16 protein-coding genes and 1 pseudogene are annotated in these 19,332 nt (G+C 63.3%); 8 read left to right on the plus strand and 9 right to left on the minus strand.

All coding sequences use genetic code 11. The annotated features are described in order from the left end of the window. Nucleotides 1-62 precede the first annotated feature (62 nt). The 8 genes from L6639_RS36755 (at nt 63) to L6639_RS36790 (ending at nt 10,712) form a co-directional block, all read left to right on the plus strand. Nucleotides 63-3,065, plus strand: a complete 3,003-nt coding sequence (locus L6639_RS36755) for a xanthine dehydrogenase family protein molybdopterin-binding subunit (RefSeq protein ID WP_237866382.1) — start codon at nt 63-65, stop codon at nt 3,063-3,065. Next, nucleotides 3,062-3,877: an FAD binding domain-containing protein gene (locus tag L6639_RS36760; protein ID WP_237866383.1), complete on the plus strand. Its 816-nt coding sequence runs from the start codon at nt 3,062-3,064 to the stop codon at nt 3,875-3,877. The genes L6639_RS36755 and L6639_RS36760 overlap by 4 nt, the downstream gene beginning before the upstream one ends. After that, complete coding sequence (locus L6639_RS36765; RefSeq protein WP_237866384.1) at nt 3,874-4,392, plus strand: (2Fe-2S)-binding protein; 519 nt, start codon at nt 3,874-3,876, stop codon at nt 4,390-4,392. The genes L6639_RS36760 and L6639_RS36765 overlap by 4 nt, the downstream gene beginning before the upstream one ends. Then, nucleotides 4,385-5,929, plus strand: coding sequence for an AMP-binding protein (locus L6639_RS36770; protein ID WP_237866385.1), 1,545 nt, complete (start codon nt 4,385-4,387; stop codon nt 5,927-5,929). The genes L6639_RS36765 and L6639_RS36770 overlap by 8 nt, the downstream gene beginning before the upstream one ends. 36 nt (nt 5,930-5,965) lie before the next feature. Beyond that, nucleotides 5,966-6,772: an enoyl-CoA hydratase/isomerase family protein gene (locus L6639_RS36775; RefSeq protein ID WP_237866386.1), complete on the plus strand. Its 807-nt coding sequence runs from the start codon at nt 5,966-5,968 to the stop codon at nt 6,770-6,772. Nucleotides 6,773-6,847: 75 nt separating this feature from the next. Continuing rightward, nucleotides 6,848-8,179 (plus strand): MFS transporter, encoded by a 1,332-nt coding sequence (locus L6639_RS36780; RefSeq protein ID WP_237866387.1) that lies wholly within the window; start codon nt 6,848-6,850, stop codon nt 8,177-8,179. A gap of 63 nt (nt 8,180-8,242) precedes the next feature. Beyond that, a complete protein-coding gene (locus L6639_RS36785) occupies nt 8,243-9,940 on the plus strand; it encodes a GMC family oxidoreductase (protein ID WP_237866388.1) in 1,698 nt (565 codons plus the stop codon). A 217-nt stretch (nt 9,941-10,157) separates the two neighbouring features. Further along, entirely contained in the window at nt 10,158-10,712 is a 555-nt protein-coding gene (locus L6639_RS36790) for a sensor histidine kinase (RefSeq protein ID WP_237866389.1), read from the plus strand. A gap of 423 nt (nt 10,713-11,135) precedes the next feature. Here L6639_RS36790 and L6639_RS43135 read toward each other — a convergent pair whose 3' ends face one another. The 9 genes and pseudogenes from L6639_RS43135 to L6639_RS36835 form a co-directional block, all read right to left on the minus strand. Continuing rightward, the gene (locus L6639_RS43135) at nt 11,136-11,597 is read right to left on the minus strand and encodes an SDR family NAD(P)-dependent oxidoreductase (protein WP_338076575.1); all 462 of its coding nucleotides are present in this window, start codon (nt 11,595-11,597) and stop codon (nt 11,136-11,138) included. Then, a complete protein-coding gene (gene ligD, locus L6639_RS36800) occupies nt 11,495-12,442 on the minus strand; it encodes a non-homologous end-joining DNA ligase (protein ID WP_237866391.1) in 948 nt (315 codons plus the stop codon). Before ligD ends, L6639_RS43135 begins: the two co-directional genes overlap by 103 nt. A gap of 12 nt (nt 12,443-12,454) precedes the next feature. Then, nucleotides 12,455-13,018, minus strand: coding sequence for an MOSC domain-containing protein (locus L6639_RS36805; protein ID WP_237866392.1), 564 nt, complete (start codon nt 13,016-13,018; stop codon nt 12,455-12,457). After that, nucleotides 13,018-13,254 (minus strand): annotated as a pseudogene (locus L6639_RS36810) (DNA polymerase/3'-5' exonuclease PolX); the annotation flags it as partial. The gene L6639_RS36805 and the pseudogene L6639_RS36810, both read right to left, overlap by 1 nt. 391 nt (nt 13,255-13,645) lie before the next feature. Next, entirely contained in the window at nt 13,646-14,359 is a 714-nt protein-coding gene (locus tag L6639_RS36815) for a class II aldolase/adducin family protein (protein WP_237866393.1), read from the minus strand. Then, nucleotides 14,356-15,765, minus strand: a complete 1,410-nt coding sequence (locus L6639_RS36820) for an FGGY-family carbohydrate kinase (RefSeq protein ID WP_237866394.1) — start codon at nt 15,763-15,765, stop codon at nt 14,356-14,358. The genes L6639_RS36815 and L6639_RS36820 overlap by 4 nt, the downstream gene beginning before the upstream one ends. Nucleotides 15,766-15,771: 6 nt before the next feature. Beyond that, nucleotides 15,772-16,779 (minus strand): ABC transporter permease, encoded by a 1,008-nt coding sequence (locus tag L6639_RS36825; protein WP_237866395.1) that lies wholly within the window; start codon nt 16,777-16,779, stop codon nt 15,772-15,774. Continuing rightward, entirely contained in the window at nt 16,776-17,780 is a 1,005-nt protein-coding gene (locus L6639_RS36830; protein ID WP_237866396.1) for an ABC transporter permease, read from the minus strand. The genes L6639_RS36825 and L6639_RS36830 overlap by 4 nt, the downstream gene beginning before the upstream one ends. Further along, nucleotides 17,773-19,257, minus strand: a complete 1,485-nt coding sequence (locus L6639_RS36835; RefSeq protein WP_237866397.1) for a sugar ABC transporter ATP-binding protein — start codon at nt 19,255-19,257, stop codon at nt 17,773-17,775. The genes L6639_RS36830 and L6639_RS36835 overlap by 8 nt, the downstream gene beginning before the upstream one ends. Nucleotides 19,258-19,332 lie beyond the last annotated feature (75 nt).

The following is a 19,332-nucleotide window of genomic DNA, read 5'->3' on the forward strand; positions in this document are numbered from 1 at the left end:
ACGCCCTGTCCTGACAACTGTCACCGTCGCGTCAAAGAGCGCGTCGGGAGGTATGCCGGGACATGTTGCAGGCGGTCACATCCGCAAATCCGGGGAGTGGCGACGAACCGTGGGTCGGGCGTTCGATCGAGCGCGTCGAGGACGCTGCGCTGCTGTCCGGCCGCGGCCGCTTCATCGACGATCTCGGCGTCCAGCCCGGCTCGCTGCATGCGACCATCCTGCGCTCGCCGCACGCCCATGCCGACATTCTCTCCATCGACGTTGAAGCGGCAAAGCGCTGGCCGGGCGTTGCCGCGGTTCTGACCGGCAGCGACGTCAAGGCCGTCACCACCAGTCTCGTCGTCGGCGTGAAGGCGCCGGTCGAGTGCTGGCCGATTGCGATGGATCGCGTGCGCTATGTCGGCGAGCCTGTCGCTGTGGTCGTGGCGACAGATCGCGCGTGCGCGGAAGACGCGGCTGAGCTGATCAATGTCGACTATCGTCCGCGTGGGGCCGTCGTCGATCCGCTGGGCGCGATCTCGACGGGCGCGCCGGTGCTGCATGACGGCTTTCCCGGCAATCTCGCCAGCGACCGTGCGTTCCGCTATGGCGACCCCGACACAGCCTTTGCGGACGCGCCGCATCGGTTCTCCATCGATATCCGCTACCCCCGCAATTCCTGTACGCCGATCGAGACCTACGGCGTCATCGCCTCGCACGATGCCGGCGAAGATGCCTATGAAGTTCTCGCCAATTTCCAGGGACCGTTCAGCATCCACACCGTGATTGCGCGTGCGCTGAAGGTGCCGGGCAATCGCTTGCGGCTGCGCACGCCGCCGGATTCCGGTGGCAGCTTTGGCGTCAAGCAGGGGGTGTTTCCCTACATCGTGCTGATCGCCGCCGCTGCGCGCATCACCGGGCGGCCTGTCAAATGGATCGAGGACCGGCTCGAGCATCTCACCGCATCGGTGTCGGCGACCAACCGTGCGACGACCTTGGCGGCGGCGGTAGCCGCCGATGGCAAGATCCTCGCGCTCGACTGGGATCAGGTCGAGGATTGCGGCGCGCATCTGCGCGCGCCCGAGCCAGCGACGCTCTACCGCATGCACGGCAATCTGACCGGCGCCTATGACATCCACAACGTCAAAATCCGCAACCGCGTCGTCGTCACCAACAAAACGCCGACCGGTCTCAACCGCGGCTTTGGCGGACCGCAGGTCTATTTCGCGCTGGAACGACTGGTGCAGCGCATCGCGATCGGCCTCGGCCTCGATCCGCTCGATGTCATCAAGCGCAATCTGATCGATGCCGGCGCGTTTCCCTATCGGACCGCGACGGGTGCGTTGCTCGATTCCGGCAATTACCAGGAAGCCGTTGCGCTCGCAGTCGAGCAGGGCAGGCTCGCTGCACTCAGGGCGAAGCGCGATGAGGCGCGCGCACAGGGGCGTCTCTACGGCATCGGCTTCACCGCGGTGGTCGAGCCCAGCGTCTCCAACATGGGCTACATCACTACCGTGCTGACCGCCGCCGAGCGCCGCAAGGCAGGTCCCAAGAACGGAGCGCAGGCGACCGCGACCGTCGGGCTCGATCCGGTCGGCAGCGTCACGGTTCACGTCGCCTCGGTGCCGCAGGGGCAGGGGCATCGCACCGTACTGGCGCAGGTTGTTGCGGACGTCTTTGGCCTTCATCTGAAGGATATCCGCGTCAACACCGAGATCGACACCGCCAAGGATGCCTGGTCGATCGCATCGGGTAACTACGCCAGCCGTTTTGCCGCGGCGGTCGCGGGCACCGCCAAGATCGCTGCCGAGCGCGTCGCCGGCCGCCTTGCGCGCATCGCCGCCAGTCAGCTCAACGTCGAAGCGACCGACATCGTGTTCGCAAGGGGCTTCGTCGCCTCCAGGCACAATCCGGAGAACCGGATCGCGTTCTCGCGCGTCGCTGCGCTCAGCCATTGGTCGCCGGGCTCGCTGCCCGACGATGCCGGCCAGACCATCCGCGAGACCGTGTTCTGGACGCCGCCGGAGCTGACGCCGCCCGACGAGGATGACCGCATCAACTCCTCGCTCTGCCACGGCTTCATCTTCGACTTCTGCGGCGTGGAGATCGATCCGACCACGCTGGAGACGCGGATCGACCGCTACGTCACCATGCACGATTGCGGCACCATTTTGCATCCCGGCATGGTCAACGGCCAGATCCGCGGCGGCTTTACCCAGGCGCTCGGGGCCGCACTTCTTGAGGAATATGCCTATGCCGAGGATGGTAGTTTTCTGACGGGAACGCTTGCCGACTACCTGCTGCCGACCACCACAGAGGTACCGGAGCCCGAGATCTTCCACATGGAGACGCCGTCGCCGTTCACGCCGCTCGGGGCGAAAGGCGTTGGCGAAGGCAATTGCATGTCGACGCCGGTGTGCCTTGCCAATGCGGTCGCGGATGCGCTCGGCGTCGCCGACGTCACGCTGCCGCTGGTGCCGGCGCGGCTGGCAGGATTGGTGCGCGGCGCTGAGCCGCCGCCACCTGCGGGCGGCGCGACTGCCGCGCCCGCGCGCGGAGGCGATCGGCGGCTGCGCGGCGAGGGGCAGGCTTCGGTGAAGGGTGCGCCCGAGCAGGTCTGGGCCATGCTGCTCGATCCCGCCACACTGCAATCGGTCATTCCCGGCTGCCAGCGCGTCGACAAGATCACCGACACGCATTTTCGCGCCGACGTCACGCTCGGCGTCGGTCCCGTCAGCGGGCGCTATCGCGCCGACGTCGAGCTGTTCGATCTCGATCCGCCGCGCGCGGTGAGGCTGCGCGGGGGCGCCACCGGCGCGCTCGGGTTTGGTAACGCCGAGGGACGGATCACGCTCGCACCTGACGGCAACGGCGGCACGAAGCTGACCTACAGCTATGACGCCGCGGTCGGCGGCAAGGTCGCCAGCATCGGCGGCCGCCTGCTCGACGGCGCGACGCGCGTCATCATCGGCCAGTTTTTCACCGCGCTCGCCCGCAAGGCCGGCGGCGGCAGTGCAGAGAGCGGCGGCTTCTCGCTGTTTGCCGTGCTGGCGAAGCTGGCCAGCTTGTTCGGGGGGCGCCGATGAAGCCGCCCGCATTCGACTATCTCCGCGCTGAAACCACAGGCGACGTCCTCGACGGCCTCGCGCAGCAAGGCGGCGATGCCCGCGTGCTCGCGGGCGGGCAATCGCTGATGGCGATGCTCAACATGCGCCTCGCCAAGCCCAAACTGCTGATCGACATCATGCGGCTGAAGGAGCTCCGCCAGATCGAACGCAAGGGTGATGCAATCGTCATCGGCGCCGGCGTGCGCCAGGCCGATCTCTTGGCCTGGCCTCAGCTTGCCGAAACGCTGCCGCTGGTCGCGCTGGCGTTGCCCTGGGTCGGGCACATGCAGACGCGGAGCCGCGGGACCATTTGCGGCTCGCTCGCCCATGCCGATCCCAGCGCCGAGATGCCGCTGACGCTGGTTGCGCTCGGCGGCGAAGTGCTTTTGCGCAGCGCCAAGCGCCGCCGCCGCGTTAGCGCCAAGGACTTCTTCGCCGGCATGATGCTGACCGCGCGCGCCGATGACGAGTTGATCGAAGGCATCTCGTTGCCTCTCGTCAAGGGATCACGCGTCGCCTTTCGCGAGGTCGCGCGCCGTCACGGCGATTTCGCCATCGTCGCCTGCGCCGCGATGAGGACGCCGACCGGCGTGCGTCTCGCCGTCGGGGGCGTCGCCGACGTCCCGACCGCGCGCGATTGGCCTGTTCTCGACGGCAGCGCGCTCGACGACGCCCTCAATGCCTTCGCCTACGAGCTCGGTGCGCGTGACGACGTCCACGCCACCGCGCGCTACCGCCGCGACCTGGTCCGCCTGATCGGCCGCGATCTGATCGGCGAGGTGCTGCGATGACCCGTCTCAAGGCCGATCAGCGCCACTCCGTGCGCTTCACGCTCAACGGCAGGCCCGTCGAGGGAGAAGCCGAGCCGCGCATGCTGCTGTCTGATTTTCTACGGCATCAGTTGGGCGCGACCGGGACCCATGTCGGCTGCGAGCACGGCGTCTGTGGCGCCTGCACCATCGTCGTCGACGGCATGCTGACGCGGTCGTGCCTGACGCTCGCCGCGCAGGTCGACGGCTGCGAGCTCAAAACGGTCGAAGGGCTCGCGCCCTCAGCTGACCGGCTCGGCGTGCTGCAGCAGGCGTTCCGCCGCAACCACGCGCTCCAATGCGGCTTCTGCACCGCCGGCATCTTGATGTCGCTCGACCATTATCTCGCGACGCATCCGGCGCCGACCGAAGCTGACATCCGTGACCTCCTCAGCGGCCATATCTGCCGCTGCACCGGTTACACCCCGATCATCCAGGCGGCGCTGGAAGCCGCCGCCCAGCTCGCTTCATCCACAAAAGAGACGTCAGATGCTTGATCTCGCCAGCAGCTTCACGGCCAGCGCCGCGCGCGATCCGAACGCGATTGCCCTGGTCGACGGCGACCTTCGCCTGACCTACCGGCAATGGTACGACAAGATCTCCGCGCTGGTGGCCTCGTTCGATCGCCTCGGTCTCAAGCCCGGCGACCACGTCGTCACGCTGCTGCAGAACCGCTGGGAGGCAGCGACGCTGCATTGGGCCTGCCAGTTTGCCGGCCTCGTCATCACGCCGATCAACTGGCGCGCCAAGGCGGACGAGCTCGATTATTGCATCGAGAACGCCGAAGCCTGCGCGGTGTTCTATCAGGATATTTCCGCCGAAGCGGTGCAGGGCTCGGCGCTATCAGGCAGGCGGCTGCGGGTATCGGTCGATCCCGGGATCGGCGATGCAACGAGCTTTGACGATCTGATCAAGGATGGCGCGCCGGATGCCGAGCCGCGCGTCGGCGCCGATGCTTGGTCGATCATGCTCTACACGTCGGGGACGACCTCACGTCCGAAAGGCGTGCCGCGCCGGCATCGTGCCGAGCGGGCCGCGGCGATCGCCCATGTCGCGCAGAATCTCTACGGCCGCGGCGAGCGCACGCTCGGCGTGATGCCGCTCTATCACACCATGGGGGTCCGCTCGCTGCTGGCGATGTCGCTGATCGGCGGCAGCTTCGTCTGTCTGCCGCGCTATGACAGCCGCCAGGCGCTGGCGCTGATCGTGAAGGAGGCGATCACCAACCTCTACCTGGTGCCGACCCTCTATCACGACCTCGTTCATCACGAGGCCTTTGCCAGGACCGACGTTTCCAGCGTGCGCAAGCTCGGCTTTGCCGGCGCGTCGATGACCGATGGCCTGCTGAAGAAGCTGAACGAGGCGTTCGAGCCCGACCTGTTCGTCAACCATTACGGCAGCTCCGAGATCTACACCTTTACGATCGACCAGAACGCGACGGCAAAGCCCGGCTCGGCCGGCAAGGCCGGTCTGAACCAGCACGTCAAGGTGGTGCGCATCGGCGCGAAGTCGATCGCAGAGCTTGCCGCGGTCGGCGAGGAGGGCGAGATCATCGCGACGCTGAGAGGCGACGAGGCCTTTGAGGGCTATTGGCGCCGTCCCGAGGCCGACGCCAAGTCGCTGCGCGAAGGCTGGTATTTTACGGGCGACACCGGCTTCGTTGATCCCGACGGCGATCTGTTCGTCACCGGCCGCGTCGACGACATGATCATCACCGGCGGTGAGAACGTCTCGCCGGTCGAGATCGAAAGCTGCCTGTCGCTGCATCCCGCCGTGGACGAGGTTGCGGTGGTCGGCGTTGCCGACGAGAAATGGGGCAAGATCGTCGCCGCCTTCGTCAAGCGCAATCGCGCCGTCTCCGACGTCGAGCTGGAGCAGTTCTGCCGCACCTCGGGCCTTGCCAATTTCAAGCGGCCGCGCCGCTACGTCTTCGTCGACGCGATCCCGAAATCGCCGGTCGGCAAGCTGCTGCGGCGACTGCTCGTCGCCGGAGAATACGAGGCCGAGCGCCTGCCGCCGTCGGACGCGGCCTGATCATCACCCATCAACGATCAACAGAAGGAAGCCAAAATGCCGTCATCCTATACGTTCGCCGATCCTCGGCTTGCAAAAGTCGACGGGTTCAAGGTCGAGATCGACGAGGCGCATGAGCGCGCCGACATCATCCTGGGACGTCCGCCCTACAACGTCGTGGCGATGCCGCAGCGCGACCAGCTGCGTCTGACCTTCGAGACGCTGGACGAGGATCCGCGCGTTCGCGTCATCGTGGTGCGCGGCGAGGGCGAGCACTTCTCCAGCGGCGGCAATATCGGCGGCTTCATGGAGGCGAGCCCCGAGCACGTCTCCAAGCTTGCCTGGAACATCGCGGCGCCCGCGCGCTGTGCCAAGCCGGTGATCGTCGCCAACCGCGGCTATTGCTTCGGCGTCGGCTTCGAGCTGTCGCTCGCCTGCGACTTCCGCATTGCCTCGGAGACCACGCAATACGCGCTGCCGGAGCAGAAGCTCGGCCAGATCCCGGGTTCCGGCGGATCGGCCCGCCTGCAGAAGATGGTCGGCATCACCCGCACCAAGGACATCGTGATGCGCTCCAAGCGCATCTCGGCCAAGCAGGCCTATGACTGGGGCATCGCCACCGAATGCGTGCCCGATGCCGAACTGGAGAAGGCGACCGACAAGCTCGTCGACGAGCTCCGCACCTTCTCGCCGCTGGCGCAGCGAACCGCCAAGAAGCTGCTCAACGACACCGAGGATTCCACGCTCGCGATTGCCATCGAGCTCGAAGGCCATTGCTACAGCCGCCTGCGGCAGTCGGACGACTTTAGGGAAGGCGTCGAGGCCTTCAACGCCAAGCGCCCGCCGAAATTCGCCGGCCGCTGACGCACGCACTTGAAACGGCCGCGGTTCGCAATGACGCGAACCGCGGCGCCATTCAAACGGGGGAGGAATAACAAAATGGCTGAGATGGATATGCCGGTCGCGGGTGCAGAGGCATCAGCGGACAACAAACAGATGGTCAACGCGATCATCGCATCGGTGCTCGGATGGGCACTCGATCTGTTCGATCTGTTCATTCTGCTCTACGTGGCGCCGGTCGTCGGCGCGCTGTTCTTCCCGGCCAGCAATGCGGCGCTGTCGCTGGCCGCGGTGTACGGCTCGTTCGCCGTGACGCTTCTGATGCGGCCGATCGGCTCGGCGGTGTTCGGTCACTTCGCCGACGTGCACGGCCGCAAGCAGGCAATGCTGGTCGCCATCATCGGGGTGGGCATCAGCACGGCGGCGTTCGGCCTGTTGCCGACCATTGCTCAGGTCGGTGTGATCGCGCCTGTCATCTTCCTGGCGCTGCGTCTGGTGCAGGGCGTGTTCGTCGGCGGTGTCGTGGCCTCCACCCACACGATCGGCACGGAATCGGTGCCGCCGCAATGGCGCGGTGCGATGTCCGGTCTGGTCGGCGGCGGCGGCGCCGGCATCGGCGCGCTGCTGGCATCGTTCATCTTCCTGATCACGTCTTCGGTCTTCCCCGGCGATGCGTTCGCGGTGTGGGGCTGGCGCTTCATGTTCTTCTCGGGTCTGCTGAGCTCGCTGCTCGGCTGGTTCATCTTCCGGAACCTCGAGGAGTCCCCGTACTTCAAGGAACTCAAGCGCCAGCAGAGCAACAAGCAGGCAAAAGTCTCGAAGGCGCCGGTCAAGGACGTGTTCTCCGGCGAATATCGCGGCGTGCTGCTGATCAATTTGCTGATCACCTTCGGTGGTGGCGCGGGCTATTACCTGACATCGGGCTATCTGCCGAGCTTCCTGAAGGTCATCAACGCGGTCCCGAACCAGACCTCCTCGCTGATCCTGATGGGCGCGAGCGTCTCGGCGTTCTTTTCGGCCGTGCTGGTCGGCGCGCTGAGCGACCGCATCGGGCGCAAGAAGACGTTCCTGATGATCGGCGTCCTCGCAGCCGTGCTCTTGCCGCTGTGCTATCTCAACCTCGCGGCGACCAAGGACACAACGCAGATCACGCTCTATGCCCTCGCCATCGCCTTCATCGGCAATGCCGGCTACGCGCCGGTGCTGATCTTCCTGAACGAGCGTTTTCCGACCGCGCTGCGCGCGAGCGGCACCGGTCTGTCCTGGAACATCGGCTTCGCGCTGGGCGGCATGATGCCGACCTTCGTCTCGCTGGTGAGCGGCAGCCCGGCGGAAATCCCGATGTCGCTGGCCTACTTCGCGGTCGGCGTGTTCGTGATCTACCTGATCGGCGCGATCGTGATCCCAGAGACCAAGGGCAACTTCCGCTGAGCTCTACCGGCGCGGCTGCAACTGCGGCCGCGCCGGTCCATCGAATTGCGCAATGAGACGGGAATGGATGAGCTGCATTTCGACGATGTGATAGTCGGCGGCGGGTCGGCAGGCTGCGTGCTCGCCAATCGGCTTTCTGCGGATGGGAGCCGCCGCGTGCTTCTGATCGAAGCTGGCATGGACACCCCGCCGGACGCGACGCCGCCGGAAATCCTCGACAGCTATCCGATGACGCTGTTCTTCGGCGACAAGTACATCTGGCCGGGTCTGTCGGCGGCAGCCGGCCGCAATGCCGGGGGCAGGCCGGTCGTCCGCGCCTACGAGCAGGCGCGGGTGATGGGCGGCGGCTCAAGCATCAATGTGCAATCGGCCAATCGCGGCCTGCCGCGCGACTATGACGAATGGCGCGATCTCGGCGCGCGGGGCTGGGGGTGGGCGGACGTGCTGCCGTATTTCCTCAAGCTCGAGACCGATCTCGATTTCGACGGGCCGCTGCACGGCAAGCACGGCCCGATCCCGATCCGCCGCATCGCCCGCGAGGAGATGCCCGAGTTCGGCCGCGCCGTGGGCGAGGCGTTATCGGCAACCGGGCTGCCGTTCCGTAAGGATCAGAACGCGGAGTTCGAGAACGGCATCTTTCCGCCGGCGTTCTCCAACAGCAACGATCGGCGCGTCTCCACGGCCGCTGGCTATCTCGATGCAGCGACGCGCTCGCGGCCGAACCTCACCATTTGGGCTGACAGTGTGGTCGAGCAGCTTCAGCTCAACCGCCGCCGCGCGACGGGTGTGGTGGTCTCGCTTAGCGGGCAGAAGCTCACGGTCGGCGCCGGCCGCGTGGTCCTCAGCGCGGGCGCGTTGCAATCGCCGGCGATCCTGATGCGGGCGGGTATCGGTCCGGGTGCGGCGCTTCAGGCGCTCGGCATTCCCACGGTCATCGATCTCCCCGGCGTCGGCAACAATCTGCGCGATCATCCCGCGCTGACCTTCTGTCAATATCTGCCACGCGGCCTTCGGCTCCCGCTGGCCCGGCGGCGTCCTAATTTTGCGGCGATGCGCTACTCGTCGGACAATCCGGGCTGTGACGCCTCGGACATGTACATCACGGCCTCGGCCCGTGGCGGCTGGCACGCGCTGGGCACGCGGCTCGGTCTCTATTTCCTCTGGTGCAACCGGCCGTATTCGAGCGGCTCGCTCACCTTGGCGGCGCCTGATCCCAAAACCTATCCGGTGGCCGATCTCAACCTGCTGTCCGACCCGCGCGATGTCGAGCGCATGATCGCGTCCGTTCGGCTGCTCGCGAAGCTCGTCGTCCATCCCTCGCTCAACCCGGAGGGGGGTGATTTCTTCCCGGCCTCCTATTCCCCGCGGATCAAGCGTTTGAGCCGGTACAGCACGGCCAACCGCATCGTCGCCTCGATCCTCGGCCCGATGCTCGACGTGCCCGCGGGCCTCAGGCAGCTCCTGATCCGGCTCGTGCTGCTCAACGGCACTGCCTTCCAGACGACGCTTGCGGACGAGCGCGCCCTGGAGGCCTTCGTGCGGCAGAGCGTGTTCGGAGTCTGGCACCCCGTAGGCACCTGCCGCATGGGCGATCCGGCTGACCCCATGGTCGTGGTCGATCCCGAGGGCAGAGTGATCGGCAGCGACAATATCTTCGTGGCGGACGCCTCGATCATGCCGCGGCTGCCGACCGCGAATACCAACATCCCCGTGATCATGGCGGCCGAGAAGATCAGCGATGCGCTTTTGCGACAAAGTTAGACTTTGCGATGCGCCGACCGCGGTGCGCGCAAGATCGCCGAGATCGCCCGCCGCGTCACCGAACTTCCGGATCAGCTAGACTGGACATCGACAAATGGCAAACCGGACTATCAATGGGTTGCGGGCCATCGCTGACGGTATTGGCTGACAGTCGGCCAAAGCCAAAGAGGAGACCGCTTCGACCCGAATGTGGAGAAGGCGCAAGTGTTCGTCAGGCGTGTCGTCACCGACGCGCGAAAGGGCGGCTGAAATCGTCGACCGGATCCGCGCTATGGCAACTCGCGGTACGGTCAGGCAATCGGAGTTCGAGCTCGCCGACATCGTCAAAGAGTCCATGGCCTTCCTGCAGCACGAGTTCGATGTGCAGGATGTGAACGTATCGTTGGACCTGGACAACGGTCTTCCAATGGTTGCCGGCGATCGCACTCAGCTGCAGCAAGTGCTGGTGAATCTTTTGACGAACGCTTTGCAGGAGCTTACGAGCAGCGGAATAATTCAGAAGAGGATTGGCATTCGTATCGAGTTAGTCGACGCCAAAGTGGTAAGCTGCATTATTGAAGATAGCGGACCGGGTATCGACCCGGAGCACTTGCCACATCTGTTCGACAGCTTTTTCACGACCAAGGAGTCCGGCATGGGCCTTGATCTGCCTATCGCCCAGTCGATCATTGAGTCACTTGGCGGACGGATCTGGGCCGACAATCAATCGACGCTGGGCGGTGCCAGGTTTGCTTTCGAGCTGCCGATCAGTTTGCCGGAAACAAACCACTGATGCGACGCTCGTCGCAGGTCTCCGTACCGTAGGAGATATCGCTGTTCTGGTGGGCATCAAAAGATCAGCAGCTCGCGCGTACCGGCGCTCTCCAGAACGAAAGACTAGGCGATTTCCACCTCGATCCATGTAGGGATCGAGCGATCGCTGATGGTATCAACTTAAGACCTTCGCAGCCACAATACAGCGGCTCGATCCCAGCCGATCACTCGATTGACCTCGATAGTTGCTGAAGAAGCGACTTCGCCGAGAAAGTTTCCTGGGAATTCGAGACCCAAATAATTGCGGCGGGTATAGTCGGGATCTCTTCGGTCGAGGTCTCGGCGACTTGCTTGGTGAGTTCCAAGACGAAGCCGACCAATACTCCGTTTTGCCTGAGCGCTACCGTAGGGAGACGAGGTCGTGCTCCCCCAAGGCTCCAGGCTAGCCCGCGAGAAATCCGCCGTCGACGGTAACGACAGTGCCGGTCGCATATCGCGACGCCGGCATGCAGAGGAACGCAACCGCGCCCGCGATATCCTCCGGCTGTCCCCAGCGTTTGAAGGCGGTGCGGTCAGCGATGCGCTGATAATGCGCGAGATCAGTCCGGCCGGCGGCGTTGATCGCCGTTTCGATATAGCCGGGCACAACCGCGTTGACGCGGATGTCTTCCAAGACCCATTTCAGGGCCAGAGCCTTGGTCAGAATCACGGCCGCCGGGCGGCGGCGGTTGCCGTCGCTACCGCCGTGGCCTTCGGCATCCGAGCGCGAAACCGTCTGAATTCCGGGTCGTCGGCTCGGAGTTATTTCCGCGACCAACTCTTTTCGCGAACGACTTCCTTGGCCTTTTTGTCGGACCGCAGGCCTAGATAGACCGGCTGACGCAGCTCGCCCTTGCTGGTCCACTCCGCAAATTTCACTTCTGCAACCAGCGAAGGGCGTACCCAAGTCGTGACCCGCTCATCCTTTACCTTGGCAGGAAAGGGCGACCTCGCCGTCTTAAGGCTCATGAGCTTTCCGTGGAGCTCTTCGAGAACCTGGTGACTGAAGCCGGTGCCGACGTGGCCGATGTACCGCCATCCATCATCTTCGCGCACTGCCAGGACGAGCGCGCCGAAAAAGGGCCGGGTTCGCCTAGGCGCCGTGAAGCCGGCGATCACGACCTCCTGCCGCTGGGCGGTCTTCACCTTCAGCCAGTCAGCGGTCCGGCGTCCGGACGCGTACGGGCTGTCGGCGCGCTTGGCCATGATGCCTTCGAGATGCCTTCGCTCGGCTTCCGCGAAGAACTTCGTTCCCTTGCCTTTGCGGTGGTTGCTGAACGCGATCAGCTTGTGGCGCGGCAGGATGGTCTTGAGCCGCTTCTTGCGCTGCAAGAGCGGCAGTGCGCGCAGATCCTCGTCGTCCGCGAACATGAGATCGAACGCGCAGTACAAGAGCTTGGCCTCATGGCGCAGGGCGTTCTGAAGCAACTGGAAATGGGATGCGCCGTCTTTGCCGATCGCTACGAGCTCGCCATCGATCACAGCGTCCGCCTTCACGCCCTCCAGCGCTTTCGCGACCTCGACATACGAGTGGCTGATGATTTTACCGTTGCGGCTGTAGAGCGCGACCCGACCACCCCGGATCTCCGCAACCATGCGGAAACCATCGAATTTGTCCTCGAAGACCCAGTTGGAATCGTCGAACGGTGCATCCGTCAGCGTGGCCAGCATGGGCCGCAGGCGAAGAGGCAGGGTCGATTTTCGGGCCATGGCAGGGGCTCCCTATAGCGCCGGCAAAGGCCGAAACGAGAAGGATGGAAGGCGAACCCGCGCGCTGTCGCCGGCCACGACCGTCCCGCCGGCCCGGACCACGCCCAGCACCCCGGACTTGAACGGAGGGCCCGTTTCCGCCGACGAGAGCACCTGCCGCTTGAGACCGGCTCGAAAGCGGTCGATCAGGACGCAGGGCGTCCGGAGGCCCGTCAGCTCGACGACCGCGGACGGCCCGAGCTCGATTAGGGTCCCGAGCGGCATTCGTTCGAGCCCCAATCCGGCGGTGGTGACGTTCTCGCCGAGGTCGCCAGCGCCAACCTCGAAGCCAGCTTCGAGGAGAGACGGGAAGAGTTCGGATGGGATAAGATGGACCTGCCGGAGATTGGGCAGACGGGGCCGGCGGCGTGCCAAATAGCGGTGCCGGACGAACGGGCCGGCGTGAGCGTCGCCTTCGACGCCGTGGCCTTCCACCAGGATTATGCGCTCCCGAGTTGGTTTGCTGAAGTGATGGCCGCGATCGGCGGCGACCGCCACGACCCTGCCCTCGAGCGCCAGATCGTGCCCCTGCGACATCAGGCGGCGCGGGCGAGCGGGCGCCGCTTCTGGCGAAGGTAGCGCGTGATCTCCGGGAGCGTCATCGCATTCAGCACCCGGTCGGCAGGGACGCCGCCCTTGCGGGCTATCTGGACGCCCCAGTGCATGTGGTCGAGTTCGGAGATCGAGTGGGCGTCCGGATTGATGCTCAGCATGCAACCGAAGTCGAGGGCTGCCTGGTGCCAGCGCCAGTCCAGGTCGAGCCGCCATGGGTAGATTTGAGCGCCGAGATAGGCGTAAACTCCTGTAAAGCGCCGCCTGCAACTCGTTGTGAATGCTACAAGAGCAGCTGACCGCGCGATCGAGTTTTACTTGAATGTATAACTTGGAAAGCAGCAAGGCGGCCACGGATGGACGCAAGGCTGATGAGCTTTTGGTCGCGAATGGCGATCTGTGCGCGGGCTACTACTAAATCGAAACGCTGGTAATGATAGTCGTTTGTCCATTGGGTTGGATAGGTCGAGATTTCTACGAAGGCGATTTTCGTTCACGTCTTCTGTCCAGGAACTGCGACAGTTGGTCTAACCCGCACATCCAGCCACGTCTTTCGTTCTGCGTGGGCTGCTTCTAAGTGAACTCGGTCACGGCTGTCCATCAAATCCACGGTCAATGTGCTGCCCCCTGTGACCCAGGTAAGGCACGTGGAACATCGCCGACATCGTCAAGGTCAGGCGCCTGGCCGTATCCCATGCGTTTCATCTGCTCGTGTACCTGCGCCATGTCAGCGTCGCTGAGGCGCGGCGGCTCACCGATCGCCAACGCATGGACATACATCTTCGCTAGCGTCTCCACCTCCACGGCGAGCCAAAGGGCCTTTTCAAAAGTCTGGGCCGTCACGATCAAGCCGTGATGGCCAAGCAGACAAGCGTTGCGATCTTCGAGTGCCTTGAGGACGTAGTTTGATAGTGCCTGCGTGCCGAAACAAGCATAGGGCGCACAACGGACATCGTTGCCGCCCGCAACTGCGACCATATAGTGAAAACAGGGAATACTACGCTCGTGAACGGCGAGAGTTGTGCTGAAGGTAGAATGCGTATGGAGCACGACGTTGACGTCCTCGCGTGCTCGCAGAATATCGCGGTGAAAGCGCCATTCGGATGAAGGCCGATGGTTGCCTCGGTAGTTCGCGGCAAAATCCATCGCAACAATGTCCTCTGGCTGCATTCGATCATAGGGCAGACTCGTAGGCGTGATCAGCATGCCGTTTGGAATCCGGTGCGAAAGATTGCCGGATGTGCCCTGATTGAGGCCGTTTCGATTCATCTGCCTGCAGGTATCGACAATGCCTTGGCGAAGATCGGCATGATTGTGGTCTGTCATAAGGCGGGCTCCGAGAAAGCGATCCAGGACTGGTAGGCAGCGGAAAGGTCGCGCAGTTCGAACCCATCGTTGCCGAGTGATGTGACGGCTTCAAGTGCCACACTTGAAACCGGAAGCGTACGCGAGAATCGCCGCCACAGCAGCGCAGCGCCAAGCGCCGTTCCGTCCGGAGATTGACTGACCCAGACGCTCTGCGAGGGTCGCAGGCTCGCAAGACAGCGCGCGAAGGGCAAGTTTGCGGCGAAGCCACCATCGATGATGATGCGTTTTGAGCTCTCAAGCGCATCAAGGCAGCGGTTTGCGCTGAACGCTGCATAGAGCACGGCCAATGCCTGCATTTCGGCAGGCGTTTCGGGGGGCGGCCCGATCACCCGACCGCGGCGAGCGGCGCCCGGAAATAGTCCATCATCGTCGACGAACGAGGGGAGCGCCAGGGTCCGCCTCGATAGCAGGGTGGGCAATGCGGCGAGGACGGCTGCATCAGTCGCACAATTCCGCCCGCGGATCAGGTCGTATTCGCGGCCGGTCGCGATCAATGTCGAAGGTGCATTCTCACCATCGACATCGATATTGAGAACCATCGCGCGCGCACAATTGAGTTTGTCCAGGGGGAGGCCGCGCTGAAAGCCAATCATCCAGGTGCCGGTCGATAGGATCGAGGCATCGGCCATGCCGGCGGCCTTGTAGCGAAACAGGTTGGCGTTTGAATCGTGTACGCCGCAGAGGATTTCGGTCGAACGCGCCAGGCCGGTACGCCGGGCTACGGACTCCGAAACCGTCCCTAGCACTGCACCGGCTGGTACGCGGTCGGGCAGTAGATGGCTCCAGCCGCGGTGACACATGAGAGAAGAGGGCCGATGATGGATGAGGTCCCAGATGTGGCTCTGAGCCGCGAGTTGCGAAATTTCGCTGGCCGCACGTCCGCCAAGCCGCAAGGCAAAAAACTGAGCGGTCGTCAGATAGGTTTTTGCGCGGGCGAACTCGACGGGATATGCGTGTTCCTGCCACAGCAGCTGCTTTCCGAGCCGCATCGCGCCCGCAATTCCACAGAATGCCTCATCGTAGCCGGGCGCGATCTGGGCATAGGCTTCATCGATTGCCGGCGGAGGGATGGCATCATAGTCCATCATCGGCAGAACCGGCTCTTCACCATCGACAAGAACAGCGCCACACCCATGCGCGGTCGTGATCACCGCGCCGATGGTATGGCGTTGCGTCACCACGGCCAAGGTGTCGAGGAACCACTCTTCCAGGCCAGCAAGGTCATATGCAAGGTATGGTCCTGCCGTGTTCGGCACATTCGGGATCGAATGCGTCTCGAGCGGCCAGCCATCCTCGCTCGCCACCAGCAATTTGAGATTGGTCTTGCCAATATCGAGAACCGCGATAAGTGGCGAGCGTATCATCGCTGGCTACCGTGGCGCTTTGCCGGCGAAATGAGGAACCGCCGCGACGGCAATCAAGATTCCACCCCAGATCGCCAGCGTGAGGAATTGGCTGAGGTTCAGAAGGTTGAATGCCGAGGAGATCACCTGAAGGATGATCAGCGCAAGCAATAGCCCGCCGACTTTGCCGAAGCCGCCAAACGGATCGATGCCGCCGAGGACGGCCGCGAGAATGGTGACCAGCAAGTAGCTTTCGCCGTAGGCCGCGTTGGCCGAATTGAAGCGGGCCAGCATGACTACCGCTGCCACACCGGCGAGCAGACTCGAGAGAACATAGAGCTTGAGCAGGACGGCGCGGGTATCGACGCCGGAGTAGCGGGTTGCCTTCTCGTTAGAGCCGATCATGTAAACCCTCGCTCCGAAGGGCGTTGCATTTAGCATGAGCGCGACGGGCAAGGCGCAGAGCGCTAGCACGATCAGCGCAAAAGGTACCCCGAAAACCGTTCCATTGCCGATGAAAACAATGGGCTCAGGAAATCCGGAGATGACGTTGCCGCGTGTCAGGCCGATCGCAAGCCCCTTGCAGAGTGTCATGGTGCCGAGGGTTGCCAGGATCGGCGAAACGCCGAGGTAGGCGATGACAAATCCGTTGACAAGGCCGACCAACGCGGCGACGGCAAATCCTGCCGCGATTGCCAGCACCTGAATGCCGACCCAGGCAAGGCCCTGACTCCCCGGGATGTAATGCGTCAGCAGGAAAGCGATGGTCAGTCCGGACAGATTGGCGGTCGCGATGATGGAAAGATTGAGTCCGCCGGATAGCAGCGCCAGCATCATCGCAAGTGAAAGGATGCCGAGCTCTGGCATCTGGAAGGCCATAGATTGTAGCGTGTTGACCGAGAAGAAACGGTCGCCGATCGTGATCGCGAACACCACCCAGAGCGCGAACAACAGCAGGGTGAGGGTGGCGACCGTGCCGCTACCGGCGAAGCCGACCATTCGCCGGCGAAGTGAGAGCCCGGGCGCGTTGCTCATTGGCGCGCGCTCCGGGTTCGCCGCTCTCGCTGCGACCAGGCAGTCGCCGACACCGAAATGAGAATTACTAAACCGACGAAGAACGGCGACCAGTAGGACGAGACACCCAGCAGAACAATTCCATTTTGGAGCACCGCGAGCAGCGTCAGGCCCAAAAACGTGCCGAAAACCGTGCCGACGCCGCCCATCAAGCTGGCGCCGCCGAGCACGACGGCCGCGACCACGTCCAGTTCCTTGCCGACCAGCACTGTCGGGGCAACGGACTGGGCGAGTTGTGCCTGGATCAGCGAAGCGATTCCCGCCATGACGCCCATGTAGCAATAGACCAGTATGTTGAGGCCGAAAACGTGGAAGCCAAGTCGCTGCGCGGCATCTGCATTGCCTCCCATGGCATAGATTTGCCGGCCGATATTGGTTCGGTTAAGCAGGAGCCAAGTGACGAGAAATGCCAGCGCGAGTGCGAGGATCTGCAGGTTGACACCGTATGAGCTATCCTTGCCCCATTCGAATTCGAACCAGAATATTCCGGTCGCAAACCAGTCGGGTAACGAATAGATGTATTTGCCGCCGGTGAAGAAGATCAGAAGCCCATAGAAAATGTTCAGCGTTGCGACCGAAACAATGATCGATGGTATCCGAAGCTTCTGGATGAAGATCGCGTTGAGGGCGCCCAGCGCACCGCCAATCCCAATCGCGATGGCGAAGACGCTGATCCAGTTCGCTCCGTAAGCATTGGCAAGCGAGAGTGTAACATATTGTGCGACCGACGCCGTCGCGGTGAATGAGATGTCGATTCCCCCAGCGATCAGCACGACCAGTAGTCCGAGCGCCAAAATGCCGACGAAGGCGTAGGAGGTCAGCAGATCAAACAGATTCTGCATGGTCAGGAATTGCGCATTCGCGAAGCCCAGGCTGGCGCAGAGTCCGAGGATAACCATCAACAGCCAGAACTCATGGCTGCGACGAAACCTGTCGAATGATGCAACGCGCACTTCAGGCATTGACGGCCTGCCGCAGTGCATCTTCGGAAGTGGCTGCAGCAGCCACGTCGGTTGTCAAGCGCCCTTCGCGCATCACCAGCACGCGATGACTGTGATAAAGGACCTCGGGAATTTCGTCTGATATCATCAGCACCGCGACCCCGTCGCGGGCCAACCGTCGGATGATTTCATAAATTCCGTCTTTGGCGCTGATGTCGACGCCTACCGTGGGACTATCGAGAATAAGTACCCGCGGGCCGGTCGCCATCCATTTGGCGAGCACGACCCGCTGCTGATTGCCCCCGGAAAGGGTCTTCACCGCGTTGGCCGGGTTGGAGACCTTGATCCCGAGTTCAGCAACCCAGCGTGCTACATGGCTCTGTCGCGCGCGTGCGGCAATCAGCCCCAATGCGCCAACCAGATGTTCCAGCACCGTGAGCGTGATGTTTGCGGTGACGGACTGATTTAGGATGAGACCAAGCGTAAGCCTGTCTTCGGATACATAGGCGATCCCTCGATGGATCGCCTCTGCGTTCGTTCGGAGCTCGATCGGTTGCCCGTCAAGCAAAATGGTGCCGCGATCGGGCGGCTTCATGCCGAACAGCGATAACGCGAGTTCGGTTCGACCCGAGCCGAGCAGACCGGTGAGACCGACCACTTCCCCTGCGCGCAACTGCAAGCTTACGTCCTCATACTCACCCTGGCGGCCCAGGTCCTTTACTTCCAGCACGACCGGACCAGCGGCAAGCTCAGGCGCCTGTACCTGATACTCAAAGGACTTGCCGGTCATCAGGTGGCTAAGTTTGCGCCCGTCAATTGTGTCTGCAGCAAAAGTACCAACTTTGGCGCCATCCCGCAGAACCGTTACGCGCTCTGCGATTTCAAGTACCTCGTCGAGGCGGTGGCTGACGAAGACGACGCAGATGCCAGCGCGCTTCAGCTCGCTCACGAGCGCGATCAGGGCGTTCACCTCGTGGCGGGTCAACGATGCCGTCGGCTCATCCATGATCAGGAGTTTGGCATCCGCTGCCAAGGCCCGGCAGATCGCCACGAGCTGGCGTCCGGCAATGCTGAGTTCTGAGACTTTCGCGTCTGGGTCAAACTCGACGCCCACCCTTGCCATGGTGGCCTTCGCGGTGGCGCGCATTGAAGCCCAGTTCACCGAATGAAGGCCGCCAAGATGGTGCGCCATCGCGATATTCTCAGCGACGGTGAGGTTGGGGAATAGCGATAGGTCCTGGTAGATGACCTGAATGCCGCATTGCGTGGAGTAGACCGGGTTCAGTCTGGGATATTCCTTGCCGGAAATTGTGATCCGGCCGCCGGGCTCCGCTGCTTCTACGCCCGAGATGATCTTGATCAGGGTGGACTTGCCGGAGCCGTTTTCACCGACCAGGCAATGCACCTCGCCGACTTCCAGAGTGAGATCGACGTCGCGGAGCGCGTGCACGCCACCGAAGCGCTTCGATATGCCAGACATCTCCAGGAAAGTCGTCAAAGTTTCGCCTGCAATGGATCTCGCGATCGCTCTGGTGATACTGCATTCCCGACCGGAACAGCCGGGAATGCAGTG

This window comes from Bradyrhizobium zhengyangense (assembly GCF_022012555.1).
GTDB lineage: Bacteria > Pseudomonadota > Alphaproteobacteria > Rhizobiales > Xanthobacteraceae > Bradyrhizobium > Bradyrhizobium zhengyangense.

Excerpts from the sequence above, each read along its gene's own strand:
- L6639_RS36780 (WP_237866387.1), top strand. The coding sequence starts at position 6,848 with ATGGCTGAGATGGATATGCCGGTCGCGGGTGCAGAGGCATCAGCGGAC.
- L6639_RS36815 (WP_237866393.1), bottom strand. The coding sequence starts at position 14,359 with ATGACAGACCACAATCATGCCGATCTTCGCCAAGGCATTGTCGATACC.
- L6639_RS36770 (WP_237866385.1), top strand. The coding sequence starts at position 4,385 with ATGCTTGATCTCGCCAGCAGCTTCACGGCCAGCGCCGCGCGCGATCCG.
- L6639_RS36830 (WP_237866396.1), bottom strand. The coding sequence starts at position 17,780 with ATGCCTGAAGTGCGCGTTGCATCATTCGACAGGTTTCGTCGCAGCCAT.
- L6639_RS36760 (WP_237866383.1), top strand. The coding sequence starts at position 3,062 with ATGAAGCCGCCCGCATTCGACTATCTCCGCGCTGAAACCACAGGCGAC.
- L6639_RS36785 (WP_237866388.1), top strand. The coding sequence starts at position 8,243 with ATGGATGAGCTGCATTTCGACGATGTGATAGTCGGCGGCGGGTCGGCA.
- L6639_RS36775 (WP_237866386.1), top strand. The coding sequence starts at position 5,966 with ATGCCGTCATCCTATACGTTCGCCGATCCTCGGCTTGCAAAAGTCGAC.
- L6639_RS36820 (WP_237866394.1), bottom strand. The coding sequence starts at position 15,765 with ATGATACGCTCGCCACTTATCGCGGTTCTCGATATTGGCAAGACCAAT.
- L6639_RS36805 (WP_237866392.1), bottom strand. The coding sequence starts at position 13,018 with ATGTCGCAGGGGCACGATCTGGCGCTCGAGGGCAGGGTCGTGGCGGTC.
- ligD (WP_237866391.1), bottom strand. The coding sequence starts at position 12,442 with ATGGCCCGAAAATCGACCCTGCCTCTTCGCCTGCGGCCCATGCTGGCC.
- L6639_RS36825 (WP_237866395.1), bottom strand. The coding sequence starts at position 16,779 with ATGAGCAACGCGCCCGGGCTCTCACTTCGCCGGCGAATGGTCGGCTTC.
- L6639_RS36755 (WP_237866382.1), top strand. The coding sequence starts at position 63 with ATGTTGCAGGCGGTCACATCCGCAAATCCGGGGAGTGGCGACGAACCG.
- L6639_RS36765 (WP_237866384.1), top strand. The coding sequence starts at position 3,874 with ATGACCCGTCTCAAGGCCGATCAGCGCCACTCCGTGCGCTTCACGCTC.